Origin of the sequence: Oleidesulfovibrio sp. (genome assembly GCF_047973035.1) — a bacterium.
In the GTDB taxonomy this organism is placed as follows: domain Bacteria; phylum Desulfobacterota; class Desulfovibrionia; order Desulfovibrionales; family Desulfovibrionaceae; genus Oleidesulfovibrio.
In genome coordinates this window covers 19387-31794 of the sequence record NZ_JBKEBF010000041.1, presented here as the reverse complement: position 1 = coordinate 31794, position 12408 = coordinate 19387, and the positions used below count along the sequence as shown (strand labels likewise).

General features: G+C 52.4%; 14 protein-coding genes. 7 read left to right on the top strand and 7 right to left on the bottom strand.

Annotation, left to right across the window (positions count from 1 at the left end; all coding sequences use genetic code 11):
• Nucleotides 1–17: 17 nt before the first annotated feature.
• Nucleotides 18–665: a response regulator gene (locus ACK5LI_RS14635; RefSeq protein WP_416950683.1), complete on the bottom strand. Its 648-nt coding sequence runs from the start codon at nt 663–665 to the stop codon at nt 18–20.
• A gap of 159 nt (nt 666–824) precedes the next feature.
• Between ACK5LI_RS14635 and ACK5LI_RS14630 the strand changes: the two genes are divergently transcribed.
• The 4 genes from ACK5LI_RS14630 (at nt 825) to feoB (ending at nt 4002) form a co-directional block, all read left to right on the top strand.
• A complete protein-coding gene (locus ACK5LI_RS14630) occupies nt 825–1097 on the top strand; it encodes a FeoA family protein (RefSeq protein ID WP_416950681.1) in 273 nt (90 codons plus the stop codon).
• Nucleotides 1098–1108: 11 nt separating this feature from the next.
• The gene (locus ACK5LI_RS14625) at nt 1109–1306 is read left to right on the top strand and encodes a hypothetical protein (protein WP_416950679.1); all 198 of its coding nucleotides are present in this window, start codon (nt 1109–1111) and stop codon (nt 1304–1306) included.
• 128 nt (nt 1307–1434) lie between these two features.
• Nucleotides 1435–1671, top strand: coding sequence for a FeoA family protein (locus tag ACK5LI_RS14620; protein WP_416950677.1), 237 nt, complete (start codon nt 1435–1437; stop codon nt 1669–1671).
• Nucleotides 1672–1824: 153 nt separating this feature from the next.
• Complete coding sequence (gene feoB / locus ACK5LI_RS14615) at nt 1825–4002, top strand: ferrous iron transport protein B (protein ID WP_416950675.1); 2178 nt, start codon at nt 1825–1827, stop codon at nt 4000–4002.
• A gap of 201 nt (nt 4003–4203) precedes the next feature.
• On the opposite strand, the gene ACK5LI_RS14610 is transcribed toward feoB, so the two are convergent.
• Entirely contained in the window at nt 4204–4854 is a 651-nt protein-coding gene (locus tag ACK5LI_RS14610) for a flavodoxin family protein (protein ID WP_416950673.1), read from the bottom strand.
• A gap of 148 nt (nt 4855–5002) precedes the next feature.
• Here ACK5LI_RS14610 and ACK5LI_RS14605 point away from each other — a divergent pair, with 148 nt between their 5' ends.
• Nucleotides 5003–5389, top strand: a complete 387-nt coding sequence (locus ACK5LI_RS14605) for a winged helix-turn-helix transcriptional regulator (protein WP_416950671.1) — start codon at nt 5003–5005, stop codon at nt 5387–5389.
• A gap of 107 nt (nt 5390–5496) precedes the next feature.
• Here the strand turns inward: ACK5LI_RS14605 and ACK5LI_RS14600 are convergent, their stop codons facing one another.
• Both ACK5LI_RS14600 and ACK5LI_RS14595 read right to left on the bottom strand, forming a co-directional pair.
• Complete coding sequence (locus ACK5LI_RS14600) at nt 5497–5919, bottom strand: FKBP-type peptidyl-prolyl cis-trans isomerase (protein WP_416950668.1); 423 nt, start codon at nt 5917–5919, stop codon at nt 5497–5499.
• Nucleotides 5920–6070: 151 nt separating this feature from the next.
• Nucleotides 6071–7273 carry a M20 metallopeptidase family protein gene (locus ACK5LI_RS14595; RefSeq protein ID WP_416950666.1) on the bottom strand — a complete coding sequence of 401 codons (1203 nt, stop codon included), beginning with the start codon at nt 7271–7273 and terminating at the stop codon, nt 6071–6073.
• Between the two features lie 332 nt (nt 7274–7605).
• Between ACK5LI_RS14595 and ACK5LI_RS14590 the strand changes: the two genes are divergently transcribed.
• Together ACK5LI_RS14590 and lysA are read left to right on the top strand one after the other, a co-directional pair.
• On the top strand, nt 7606–8343 hold the full coding sequence (locus tag ACK5LI_RS14590; RefSeq protein ID WP_416950664.1) for a TrmB family transcriptional regulator: 738 nt from the start codon (nt 7606–7608) through the stop codon (nt 8341–8343).
• Nucleotides 8344–8364: 21 nt separating this feature from the next.
• Complete coding sequence (gene lysA, locus ACK5LI_RS14585; RefSeq protein WP_416950662.1) at nt 8365–9663, top strand: diaminopimelate decarboxylase; 1299 nt, start codon at nt 8365–8367, stop codon at nt 9661–9663.
• A gap of 45 nt (nt 9664–9708) precedes the next feature.
• Here lysA and bioD read toward each other — a convergent pair whose 3' ends face one another.
• Genes bioD through ACK5LI_RS14570 form a run of 3 tightly spaced genes read right to left on the bottom strand, consistent with a single transcriptional unit; the run spans nt 9709 to nt 12316 of the window.
• Nucleotides 9709–10422 (bottom strand): dethiobiotin synthase, encoded by a 714-nt coding sequence (gene bioD / locus ACK5LI_RS14580; protein ID WP_416950660.1) that lies wholly within the window; start codon nt 10420–10422, stop codon nt 9709–9711.
• Nucleotides 10419–11579 (bottom strand): aminotransferase class I/II-fold pyridoxal phosphate-dependent enzyme, encoded by a 1161-nt coding sequence (locus ACK5LI_RS14575; protein ID WP_416950658.1) that lies wholly within the window; start codon nt 11577–11579, stop codon nt 10419–10421. The genes bioD and ACK5LI_RS14575 overlap by 4 nt, the downstream gene beginning before the upstream one ends.
• On the bottom strand, nt 11561–12316 hold the full coding sequence (locus tag ACK5LI_RS14570; protein WP_416950656.1) for a hypothetical protein: 756 nt from the start codon (nt 12314–12316) through the stop codon (nt 11561–11563). Before ACK5LI_RS14570 ends, ACK5LI_RS14575 begins: the two co-directional genes overlap by 19 nt.
• Between the last annotated feature and the right edge of the window lie 92 nt (nt 12317–12408).

Below are 12408 nucleotides of genomic sequence, written 5' to 3'. Positions count from 1 at the left end.
ATCGTTGACACTGAAGGCTAATTGTCAAGCAGGCCGTATTCCACTGATAATGTTGCCAGCTCGGCATTACTGTGTACGCCGAGTTTGTTTTTCAGATTCGCTTTGTGCTTTTCAACCGTTTTGTGGCTTATGCACAGGGCGGAAGCAATATCAATGTTACTTTTTCCTTCTGCCACCAGCTTGAGCACTTGCTGTTCTCTTGCGGACAGCAGATCAAGCGGTGTGCTGCCCTCTTTGTGTCCGAACTTCAGAAAGCCGTCTATCAGCGTTTCTGATATGTCGGGGCTGATGTAGCGTTTGCCGTTGCTTACCGAGTCAAGAGCCTGCAGCAAAGCCTCACTGTTGCTGTTTTTCAGTATGTATCCGTCTGCTCCGGCTTGAAGCGTGCGGAATACCAGTGTGTCTTTTTTGTGTGCGGTAAGTGCTATGATTTTGGTTTGCGGCGTACAGGCTTTTATTTCGCGTATGGCTTCTGTGCCGTCCATTTTGGGCAGACTTAGATCCATCAGTACAATATCTGGGGTGAGCGTGGCGACCACACGCAACGCTTCAACACCATCCGCAGCTTCGCCGATAATAACATAGTTCGTGAATCCGTTGAACAGGGCGCGTAGCCCTTCGCGGACAATTTCCATGTCTTCTACAAGTACTACAGTTTTTGCCATGTGGTTTCCTAACATCAGAAAGATAGGCGAACGTATGGCAAATACGATTAGTTTGTAAAGGCATGTCCGGATACAAGGTGAGATGTTTCAAAAATTGAAAAGGAACTTGACAATCATTCTCATGCAGGGGTAGAAAAACTCATCTAGGGGGAAATACCTATGCCTTGTCAGTGTAAGCTTAATCAGGTGCCGGTAGGAAAGAAAGTCCGTGTAAGCGGTTTCGGAGATTGTGCCAGAGCGCGAGGCCGATTGTGCGCGCTGGGGCTTACTCCGGGAACAGAAGTGGAAGTTTGTTCCTTTAACGGTGGCCCTTGCAATATCAAGGTGCGCGATTGCTGCGTAGTCTTGGGGCAGGGGATGGCTGATCAGGTGTTGTGCGAACCCTTGGCTGATGCTGCTGAAGCTGATTGCAGCGTAGCAAGGCATTATTAAGGAGAGAATTTATGAGCTGGGACACCTTGGGTGTAATTGCCATAGTAGCGGTAGCTGCTGTGTACCTTGTGTACCGTTATGCGCGCAAAAAGCCTTCCGGCTGCGGCTGCGGTTGCAGTGGCGGATGTGGTGGTAGCGGACAGATAAAAGACCTGAAAGGGCAGCGCTCCGGTGAGCATGTATGTTGCGGCGGGGCTAACCACAAATAGCGGTTTCAGACCGGGTTAGTAATGACGTGTGGCTTTGCTGCGCTTTTTTTACGACACCGTGCTGAGAAAGATTTTCAATTTCACGCTGGTTAGTCCGGCGGCAGAGTAACTTTCAAAGGGGAATATTAATGAGTCAGCCGATTCCTTTGCGCCAGCTCAAAGTAGGGCAGAAAGCCCGTATTGTTTCTGTCAGTGCCGGAGGCGAACTGGGCCGCCGTATTCGTGACATGGGGCTGGTAGCTGGTGCAGAGCTGGAAGTAATGGGCAAAGCTCCCTTGCAGGACCCTGTGGCACTGCGCCTTAAAGGCTTTACACTTTCGCTTCGTAACAACGAAGCAGACTATATTTCAGTAGAGGCACAGTAGGGCTGCCCTCGCAGGCTTTACGCAGATCTGGTTTAATTTTTTTATTGCCTTCCGTGGATGCGCCGCGGCCGGACAGACAGAACCCGGCTGCCCAAGGGGTGTTTTTTGCGCCTGCGGTCTGGCTGAAAAGTATGGGGAAACAGGAATTCACACATGAAGATGACCACCATCGCCCTTGCCGGTAACCCGAACTCCGGTAAGACCACAGCGTTCAACGCACTGACCGGAGCGCGCCAGCATGTAGGTAACTATCCGGGAATTACAGTAGATAAAAAAGAAGGCCGCGTGCGTCTGGATGGACGTGAGGTTCATATTATCGACCTGCCCGGAACATACTCTCTTACCGCTTATACTCAGGAAGAACTGGTTGCCCGAAACTACGTGGTGGACGAACGTCCTGACGTTGTACTGGATGTTGTAAATGCAGGAGCGCTTGAGCGTAACCTGTATCTTGCCGTGCAGTTTCTTGAAATGGGTGTTCCGGTTGCCCTTGGCCTGAATATGATGGACGAGGCACGTAAGCAGGGAATCGAAATCAACACCGCAAAGCTTTCTGCCATTATGGGCATTCCTGTGACTGAAACAGTAGCCCGTACCGGTGAAGGTGTCACCGAGATGCTGGAAAAGGCAGTTAAGCACGCCGATGCCACCAAGGACAAGCCTTGGCAGCCTCTTGTAATTTCTTACGGTGCGGACATCGACCCTGTTCTTTCGGTTATGAGCCAGCGCATTGAAAGTGAAGGTTTTCTGAATAAGTATCCTGCCCGTTGGGTTGCCATCAAGTACATTGAAGGCGACGAAGAAATGATGCGCATCGGCCGCGAAGAAGGTCCGCTGGCACTTGAACTGGAAGATCAGGTGAAAGAGCTTGCAGACCATCTGAAGCGTACCCTGAATACTTACCCCGAAGCTGTAATTGCAGATTATCGTTACGGATTTATTGCTTCTGCTCTTCGTGACGGCGTTATAAAGCGCCGAGATGAGATGGCGGAGCGTATGCAGCTTTCTGACAAGCTGGACAAGGTGCTTACGCATCAGTTGTTCGGACCTGCCATTATGCTGGGTCTTTTGTACCTTATTTATCACGTCACCTTTGCCATCGGTGAAATTCCCATGGGCTGGGTGGAAGAATTTTTCGGCTGGATGAATGAAGCTGCTTCTGCCGCACTGCCTGACGGGCTGCTCAAGTCCCTTATAGTCTCGGGTATTATTGACGGTGTGGGCGGTGTTATGGGCTTTGTGCCGCTTATCATGTTCATGTTCTTCCAGATCGCGTTTCTGGAAGATTCAGGCTACATGGCCCGTATCGCCTACATGCTGGACAGAGTGTTCCGTATGTTCGGCCTGCACGGCTGCTCGGTAATGCCCTTTATCGTCTCCGGCGGTATCGCAGGCGGCTGCGCTGTTCCCGGCGTTATGGCTTCGCGTACGCTTCGCAGCCGTCGTGAAAAGCTGGCTACGCTGATTACCGCGCCTTTCATGGCTTGCGGTGCAAAAGTACCTGTGTTCATCCTGTTCGTGGGTATTTTCTTTGCAGAAAATGAAGCTGCGGTCATGTTCTCGCTCACTCTGGGCGGCTGGGTTGCCGCTCTGCTTGTGGCCCGTCTGCTGCGGTCCACCTTTATCAAAGGTGAGTCCACTCCCTTTGTAATGGAATTGCCCCCTTACCGTATTCCCACACTGCGTGGCCTTCTCATCCACACTTGGGAACGTACGTGGCAGTACATTAAAAAGGCCGGTACCGTTATTCTGGCTATTTCCATTCTGCTTTGGGTTGCCATGACCTTCCCCGAGCTGCCTGAATCTGAAGTGGCAAAGCATGAAGCACAGCGTCAGCAGATTTCCGCGCAGATCGAAACCGCGACTGCTGAAGGCCGCGACGTGGCACCGCTTGAAGACGCTCTGGCCGCTGTTGATGCGGATGAAGCCATGAATGCGTTGCGCAACTCTGCAGCAGGCCGTGTGGGCACTGCCATTGAGTCCGTGACTTCCGTAGCCGGTTTTGACTGGCGTACCAACATCGCTCTGGTTGGCGGTATTGCAGCGAAGGAAGTCATCGTGTCCACTCTGGGTACTTCTTACTCTCTGGGTGAAGTTGACCCCGAAGAAAGCGGCAGCCTTGCCGACCGCATCGCCAACGATCCCACATGGACGCCTTCACGCGCAATGGCTCTGATGCTCTTCGTGCTGCTGTATGCTCCCTGCTTTGTCACCGTGGTTGCCATCAAGCAGGAAGCAGGCTCGTGGAAGTGGGCTGTGTTCAGTGTGGTATTCAACACCGTTCTGGCTTTCGGTGTGGCTACGGCAGTATACCAGCTGGGATCGCTCTAACTACTGATTAAACAGATACTATGATCATAAGCCGGAAGGGGGGTCCCTTCCGGCTTTTTGGTGTGATGTGTAAATGAACACTGTTGGAGAAGGGATGCCGCTTTCTGAGCTGTAAGTTGGAGCAGGTCATACTGTAAAAATGAAAGGCCTGCATCTGTCAGAGATATATCGCTAAGCTGCCGACACGCATTATTGCCAGAATCATTTTCCCATTGACGCCCCAATGGAAAATGCGTTCTCGCAATCAAGAGGAAACTGTGTTGCTCTATATGCTGCTTTTTCTTCTTCAGAGAAGCTTTCAATTTTGTATTTTGAGTAATCTTTTACCTGATACGTGTTGAACGCATACATTATTTGAGGCTTGGTAAATATTCTTTCAATAAAAGACTGCATGGGCCCCAAGCTGCTTTGCAAATTCATATCAATCATCTGCTGTTCCGTAACGTTCATTGTGTAAATGAATGCTGTCGGCATTTTTTTAGGGGCAAGGGAGCTATAGTTGGCGTCGTAGGCAATATTAGGGAAGAGAAGGCGCTCAAAAAAGGAGTAAAGCTTGCCGGTTATACCGTGGAAGTAGATAGGGCTGCCAAAGATGATTCCGTCTGCCTGCGACAGTTTTTCCAGAACAGGACTAAGCGTGTCTTTGAGGGCGCATTTTGCATAACTATCCTGTAAGTTACGTTTACATTGCATGCAGCTGATACAGCCTTTGTGGTCGTAGTCGTATATATGGATGAGTTCTGTTTCCACCTGCCCGTTAGCTGCCGCCCGTGCCCCTGCCAGTGCAGATTCCAACAGAGTAGCCGTGTTCATGTTTTTTCTGGGGCTTCCATTAATAGCGTAAACTTTCATGTGCTTTTCCTTATGAATTTAGTGGTGGTACCCCACCAGTGTGTTGACTTTTGCTTTTAGCATCCATAGAGATAAAATGTAATATACGCATATTTTTCTTCCTTTGATGTTTTTGAATAATTTTTTATTTTAGATGGTTGGATATTGAATGAAAAAGAAAGTCGCATACAAATTGACCTTGCCGGCTGCAAAGTCCCTTTACGGAGGAGAGGTAACATGCCCGATTCTCTATGCGCTGGATCTTATCGGCGGAAAATGGAAGCTGCCCATAATCTGGCATCTGGCTGATCGGCAGGTGGTTCGTTACAACGAGCTTAAGCGGAGTGTGACGGGAATAACGAATATGATGCTTACGAAATCTTTAAAGGAACTTGAGCAGAGCGGTCTTGTTCTGCGGGTTCAGCATCAGGAAGTGCCGCCGCGAGTCGAGTATTCTTTGACAGAAAGAGGTCGCAAGCTTCTTCCTGCAATGAACAAACTGTACGAATGGGGAAAGGAACAGGTGGAGTTTTCCGGACACCGCAAAGCGGAGTAGTGCTTTTTGTATGCTTTGTGTTGCGGGGGTTGCTTTGCAGGGCATATATAAAAACGCCGCAGGCATGACACCTGCGGCGTTAAAAAGCACGTGTGTGCTTATGTAGACTACAGTACTTCTACTACTTCAATTTCGAAGGTCAGCGCTTCGCCTGCCAGCGGGTGGTTGGCGTCCAGCACTACCTGTTCTTCGGTAACGTCGGTAATGGTTACGTCCATCATGCCTTCTTCGGTCTGAAGCTGCAGCATCATACCCACTTCAGGGGTGATGTGCGAGGGAACCTGTTCACGTGCGACTGCCAGAATGAGGTCGTCGTTAGGTTCGCCATAAGCATCGTCAGGCTGAATGGTGGTTTTAGTGGAATCGCCGGCGGCAAGACCCATCAACGCTGCTTCAAAACCGGGGATGAGCATACCTTCGCCCATCTTGAATTCCAGCGGCTCGCGCTCGCGGGAAGTGTCGAACACCGTGCCGTCATCAAGAGTTCCTGTGTAGTGGACACGTACGGTGTCGCCGTTTTTGATAGCCATAGATAGCTCCTTAAAGGGTTTAGGCATAAATAAATAGCATTGAGCATGGCTTGTTCAGCATTGAAAGTCAAAGCGTTTTTAAACGAGCGAGTTACCGCAAAGCAGCCGCAGAAGTTATTTTGTCAGTATGCTTTCAAACTTGTGGCGGATGCTATTTTGTGTGCTGCAAAAGAACCACCGCGGCACGGCACATTATTTCGACCCCATGCTGCAAGATGTGGTCATGCACCTGAAAGTGCGGATTGTGGCTCGGGGCACACCCATCAAAGCCGCTACCGATAAAGTAGAAACAACCGGGGGCGCGTTCAAGAAAATACGCCATATCTTCGCCGCCCATGCTCTGGTCATGCAGGATTGCGTCTTCACCCAGAACCGCAGTTGCGGCCTGTCTGACTATGTCGGCGACTTCTGCGTCATTTACTACGGCAGGGTATCCGGAGCGGAAAAGTATATCGGCTGTGGCACCCATGGATGCGCAAACACCTTCCACCACCTGCCGGATAAGCGGCTGCCATTGTGCGCGGATGTCTGCATCAAACGTACGCAGCGTACCGCAAAGGTATGCTTCACCCGGGATGACGTTGAACGCGCTGCCTGCCTTGAATTCTCCCACCGTAAGCAGAGCCGGCTTCAGCGGGTCAACTTTGCGGCTGATGATACGCTGCATGGCGGCTATTACCTGCGTACCTATTTCCAGCGCATCCACGCAATGATGCGGCTTTGCTGCATGGCCGCCTTTGCCTTTGATGGTAATATCAAAGCGGTCCATAGCTGCCATCATGGGACCTGTGGTTACGGATACTTTACCTTCGGGCTGCTCAGGCCAGACATGAGCGCCCAGGCAATAATCAACATGCGGATTGTCCATTACTCCGGCATCAATCATCGGTTTAGCACCGCCGGGGTATTCTTCCGCCGGCTGGAAAACCAGTTTGATCTTGCCCTGCAGGCCGTATGCGGCAGCGTCTTGCGCCATAGTATTCAATACGTCTGCCACGCCCAGCAGCATGGCCATGTGGCAATCATGCCCGCAGGCATGCATGACGCCATCATTCTGTGACTTGTAGGGTAGGTCTGCCTGCTCAGTGACGGGAAGTGCGTCCATATCCGCCCGCAGCAAAACCGTAGGACCTTCGATGCCGGTATCGATGAGGCCGCAGATGCCGTGACCGGCAATGCCTGAGGTGTGGTCGATGCCAAGTACATCCAGCCGTGAAGAAATATACGCGGCAGTCTGTTCTTCTGCTTCGCTTACTTCCGGAAAACGATGCAAGTGGTGACGGTATTCCACAACAGAGTTGTGACCTTGTTTTGCAAGTTGGCTGATTGTTTCTGCAGCTGAAGTGTATGTCATGGTAGCTTCCGTACGATGGTGTTTTGTTTCATTAAAAAGGAACTAAGGCATATTGATATCATAGGATGATCAAAGCCGTTTTATAGTATGGCGTCGATACGTTAGAGAAAAATAGCAGCAAGGTAAACATCCCTCGCAATCCGCCATCAGTGTATCCGTTGCCGGGCGCGGCAAGCACGGGTAGACTGGTCAGTCCCGTATGGGGACATGGAATAAATGCGTTTTTTGTTGAAAATGGTTTTCATTTTTGTGACTGATTGTATTGACAACAGGGCAAATAAATTATAGTAGTACTAATTAGTACTACGCTAGCGCGTGACAGGAAAAATTTTATGGACAGCGATATCATCAAGGCATTGAAACGGTTCGGTTTTACCCAGCAGGAATCCATTATGTACGTCACGTTGTGCCGTAACGGAGCGCTTACAGGGTATGAGGCTGCAAAGCTTGCCGGTATTTCCCGTTCAAATGCATACGCCGCGCTTTCGAGTCTGGTTGAAAAAGGCGGTGCGGTGGCATCCAGCGATGATACCAGCAAATACGTGCCGACGCCCCGCAAGGAACTGCTTGTTTCCATCCGCAGGCACTGTGACGAAACGCTTGAATATCTGGACCAGCACCTGCCGGAAGAACAACCGGTAGAAACGCCTTATCTGACCGTAAGCGGCTACCAGAACACCATGGATAAAATCCGCAACATGCTGCAATTGGCGCAACTGCGAGTCTACATATCCATGCATGCGGACAATGCCGCAAGCTTTCGTCAGGATATGATTGACTGTGTGCAGCGCGGGCTCAAGGTGGTTATCCTGTCCAATACTGATCCGGACGTTCCGGGTGCCATTTTTATGCAGAACTCCGCCGGGTCGGGTCATATCAAACTTATTGCAGACACCCGCGAAGTCATCACCGGCATAGTGGAGCAGGCCAAACGTACCGGCCAGTGTCTTTACTCTGCCAATGAACACCTTGTGTATCTGATGCGCGAGGCGCTGCTTAATGAAATTGAACTTATCAAGATACGCTCTGGTGTCGGTGGCACAGAGCCGATGGAAAGCGTTGCCGAGTAGCGCGCTCCAAGGGAGATAACAATGTCGAACGTTCGTTCCGCTGTGACTGATGAGCAGGAATTTTACGGGCTTTCCACGCCTATGGAACTGGTCGAAACCTACGGCAGCCCGCTGTATGTCTACAACGAAAACATACTGCGCAAGCGTTGCCGCGAGCTGAAAGCGCTGTCCTCACACCCCGGGTTCCGCGTGAACTATTCAGCAAAGGCCAATGCCAACCTGTCGCTTCTGCGTATCATCCGGTCTGAAGGTCTGGTGGTGGATGCCATGTCCCCGGGCGAAATCGCCATGCACCTTGCAGCGGGATTCACTCCCGACGAGATTACCTATGTCTGCAACAACGTATCAGCAGAAGAGTTGCGTAATGCTGTAGAGCACGGCCTGCTTGTCAGCGTGGACTCTCTTGCCCAGCTGGAACTGCTCGGACAGGTGAATCCCGGCGGCAAGGTGATGATTCGCATCAACCCCGGTATAGGGGCCGGACACCACGCAAAAGTTGTTACCGGCGGTAAGGACACCAAATTCGGAATCGGCCCCGATGATGGTGACAAGGTGCGCGAGATACTTGCGCGTTACGACCTTACCCTTGCCGGTCTGAACCAGCACATCGGCTCGCTGTTTATGGAACCTGACAGCTACATTGAAGCCATGAAGTTCCTACTGCGTGAAGCAGAACAGTGGGATGATATCGAAGTTATCGACTTCGGCGGCGGCTTCGGCATTCCGTACAGAAAGTACGAAGGACAGGCCCGTCTGGATATGCAGGCCATGGGCGAACAGCTTCATGCCTGCATTAGCGAATGGGCGGAACGTACCGGCTATCAGGGGCGTTTTATGATTGAACCCGGCCGGTACGTGGTTGCGGAATGCGGCGTAGTGCTGGGTACCGTGCATTCGGTAAAGAATAACGGCCCCCGTCGTTTTGCAGGTACAGACCTTGGCTTTAACGTGTTGCAACGTCCCGTAATGTATGATGCCCACCATGATGTGGAAATCTACCGCGAAGACGGCACACCGGTTGCGGAAACAATGCTTCAGACTGTGGTGGGCAATATCTGCGAATCCGGCGACATCATGGCAAGAGAACGCGACCTGCCCGAGATTCAGGAAGGTGACATCGTCGGTATGCTTGACTCGGGCGCATACGGCTTTGCCATGTGCTCCAGCTATAACCAGCGCCAGCGTCCCGCAGAGGTGCTTATCGATAGCGACGGAAAGGACAAGCTGATCCGCCGCCGCGAAACGATTGAAGACCTGCTTTCGTTTTATCCGGAGTTTGCCGCAACGGCGGAAGAAAGCAAGAAAGCTGCAAATATGTAATAGCGCTTGTGGCCCGCCCGTTCCCCTGCGGGCGGCAATAGTACGCTACAGCGAATCAAGCAGCCGCCCGACAGCTTTCATGGCTTCAGGCGGCGGAGAACTAAAATCAGAAATATGCGGTATGACACCGCATACAGATATTCCGGAAAAAGTGGACACGGCGTCCATGTTTTCCTGAACCAAGGCTGCGGGAGTGGGTTTATCCCTTGCTTCAACAAACAAGATCCCTGCCGGTTTCATGTCCCGCAGCCGAAGCGCCTCGAGCGAGAGGAGTGTGTGGTTGATGGTACCAAGCCCCGTACGGGCAACCAGCACCGGACGAATGCCAGCTTTTTCGATAAGATCGAGAAAGGTCGTCTGAGTATTGACGGGTACCAGCAGGCCACCTGCACCTTCCGCTACGAGGGGCGCCTTTTCCCTGCACAGATATGCCAGTCTGTGCAAGATGGTTTCCGTCTCTATGCCGTGCCCTTCATCCCGCGCGGCATAGAGCGGGGCCTTGGGAGCCTTGTAGCACAGGCCGGTGGACTGAGCCGCCGGTACACCATGCAGAGGCGGATAAAATTTATGGATGAAGCGGGCATCGCTGTCCGCATCATCGGGAGAACTGCAACCGGTCTGTACCGGCTTAAAGTAACGGGCCATGTGCCCGCGCCCGTATAATGCTTTAAGCAGCAGCAGGCTGACCACAGTTTTTCCCACGCCGGTGTCGGTGCCTGTAACAAACAGGTGGCATGGCAACGGAGAACGATGATTCATGACATACCTCGCAGGATCGTCGTAAGGGCGCGCACGCATACCTCAGCGTCGCGGGCCGTATGCAGAGCCGTTATTCCGAAGCGAATGACGGCTCTTCGTTTTGGTACAGTGGGGTGACGGGCCGCCAATGCAAAAATGCCCCGGTTTTTCAGGGCGGCAGCAGCGGCGGTTGCTTTCTCTTCGTCCCCTATTTCCACAGCCAGAATATGCGCGCTGCCGTGTACGGGCAGCCCGTACAGGCGCAGTTCTTCACGCATCAGCTTGCCGGTGGCGGCAACCCGCTCGCGCTGTTCATCCATGGCCGCCAGCTGTTCCGGCAACATGGCAACGCAGGCCGCGTGCGCATCAGGTAACGCCGTTGAGTAAATCAGCGGCGATGCCAAATTGCACAGATACTCTGTCCAGCCCTTCGGCAGCAGAATGAACGCCCCGAACAATCCAAGAGCTTTGCCCAGTGTTCCTACCGCAACGTCTGCATGTCCTGCGGCAAGCCCGCGACCGCCTTTGCCCAGCACGCCGAAGGCATGAGCCTCATCTGCTGCAAGAGTAAAGTTGTATTCTGCCTTCAGGGCGGATAATGCCGCAAAGTCGGGGCTGTCGCCGTCCATGCTGTAAAGAGATTCCACCAGCACCAGTGCATCGCGGCCTGCCAAATCTGACGCTGGCATAGCATCCAGCCTGCGGCGCAGGTGGGCAATGTTGTTGTGATTGAAGCCGCAAGGGGAGGCGGGCGTTCCCCTTAGCCCGGCAGCACTGCTGGCATGAATGCGTTTGTCGTAGAAAACGGTAGTCTGATCTGTTGACAGCCCCCACAGGACGGCAAGGTTCGCCTGATAGCCACTGGGCAGAAGCAGGCACTCCGCATAGCCGAAATATTCTGCCAACGCTTCTTCTGCCTGCTGAATGGCGCGGGAGTGCCCACCGGCTAAAGGTGATGCCGAAGCAGAAGGCGGGTGCAATGCAAAGCAGGCAGCTACTTTTTTTTGCCACTCTGCATCAGTGGCTAGTCCCAGATAATCGTTGGAAGCAAGGTTCAACATGCGGATGCCGTCCAGTTCAATCCACTTGCCGTCGCGTTTTTCCGGCACGGGTCTGGAACGGTACAACCCTGCATTGCGTATTGCTTTGATGCGTGCGTCTAGCGATGCTGCAACCATGAAAAGAGCCTCCGGTAGCGACTGGAAAGAATTTCTGCAGAAAATCGTGCATCATACGGAGTGGTACCTGTGCGTAAAGTTCCGGTAACTGTCTGATCCGGCAGCTTAAGCTGTACAGCGTACTCAAACGCACGGTTTGCATCTGTGCCGGTCTGTGCTGTCAGGCTGGCCTGCATGGGGTAGCAGTGCGGACTTGTGCAACATTGAGTTTTCTTTACGTCAGGGTTGGATAGTCCGTTGGTGTCTGAGGCTGTTTGGTGCGGCTGAAGACTCTGGCCGCTGACATGACCTCCGCTGACATTGACGAGGGGCTTGTCGTGCGCCGTCAGGGCCGGCAGCGCTGCCGGTTGTGATTCAAAAAAGTGTGCTGGTCCATGCAGCAGCAGAGGCATGGTGGGCTCCTTCTGCTGCGGGAGCGGGAACGCCGTTTCAGGCTCAGGCGCATATGCCTTGCGGGTGTCCGGAACTGGGGTTGGAAATAACGGAAGCTCACGTACACTAAGCAGAAATGCATGACAGGAGAAATTGCAAAGCCAGCGAGTATGCAGGGCGGCAAGCTGGGCAAGGGCCTCCGTTACATACCAGCATGCCGGAGCCTCTGCTGGCAGTGCAAGTGTGCCGTATATGGTGTTGCGGTGAACTTTTTCCAGCGAGTGCGGTATCACAAATATATTACTGCGTCCGGTAACTGTGTCTGGCGTAAGGCCGCTATGTATAGTGATGGTATGGCTTGTCATGGCGTTAGTCAGATGGTGGGCGTTGCTTACTATTGATGCGGGTTTGCGCTGATTGACGTTGTGCAGATTTGCATAGTTCGAAAAAAATATTT

Bases quoted from the DNA above. Each gene is read 5' to 3' on its own strand.
- ACK5LI_RS14600 (WP_416950668.1), bottom strand. From the start codon at position 5,919: ATGGCTATCAAAAACGGCGACACCGTACGTGTCCACTACACAGGAACT.
- ACK5LI_RS14620 (WP_416950677.1), top strand. From the start codon at position 1,435: ATGAGTCAGCCGATTCCTTTGCGCCAGCTCAAAGTAGGGCAGAAAGCC.
- ACK5LI_RS14590 (WP_416950664.1), top strand. From the start codon at position 7,606: ATGGACAGCGATATCATCAAGGCATTGAAACGGTTCGGTTTTACCCAG.
- lysA (WP_416950662.1), top strand. From the start codon at position 8,365: ATGTCGAACGTTCGTTCCGCTGTGACTGATGAGCAGGAATTTTACGGG.
- ACK5LI_RS14595 (WP_416950666.1), bottom strand. From the start codon at position 7,273: ATGACATACACTTCAGCTGCAGAAACAATCAGCCAACTTGCAAAACAA.
- ACK5LI_RS14605 (WP_416950671.1), top strand. From the start codon at position 5,003: ATGAAAAAGAAAGTCGCATACAAATTGACCTTGCCGGCTGCAAAGTCC.
- ACK5LI_RS14570 (WP_416950656.1), bottom strand. From the start codon at position 12,316: ATGACAAGCCATACCATCACTATACATAGCGGCCTTACGCCAGACACA.
- ACK5LI_RS14625 (WP_416950679.1), top strand. From the start codon at position 1,109: ATGAGCTGGGACACCTTGGGTGTAATTGCCATAGTAGCGGTAGCTGCT.
- ACK5LI_RS14630 (WP_416950681.1), top strand. From the start codon at position 825: ATGCCTTGTCAGTGTAAGCTTAATCAGGTGCCGGTAGGAAAGAAAGTC.
- ACK5LI_RS14635 (WP_416950683.1), bottom strand. From the start codon at position 665: ATGGCAAAAACTGTAGTACTTGTAGAAGACATGGAAATTGTCCGCGAA.
- ACK5LI_RS14575 (WP_416950658.1), bottom strand. From the start codon at position 11,579: ATGGTTGCAGCATCGCTAGACGCACGCATCAAAGCAATACGCAATGCA.
- feoB (WP_416950675.1), top strand. From the start codon at position 1,825: ATGAAGATGACCACCATCGCCCTTGCCGGTAACCCGAACTCCGGTAAG.
- bioD (WP_416950660.1), bottom strand. From the start codon at position 10,422: ATGAATCATCGTTCTCCGTTGCCATGCCACCTGTTTGTTACAGGCACC.
- ACK5LI_RS14610 (WP_416950673.1), bottom strand. From the start codon at position 4,854: ATGAAAGTTTACGCTATTAATGGAAGCCCCAGAAAAAACATGAACACG.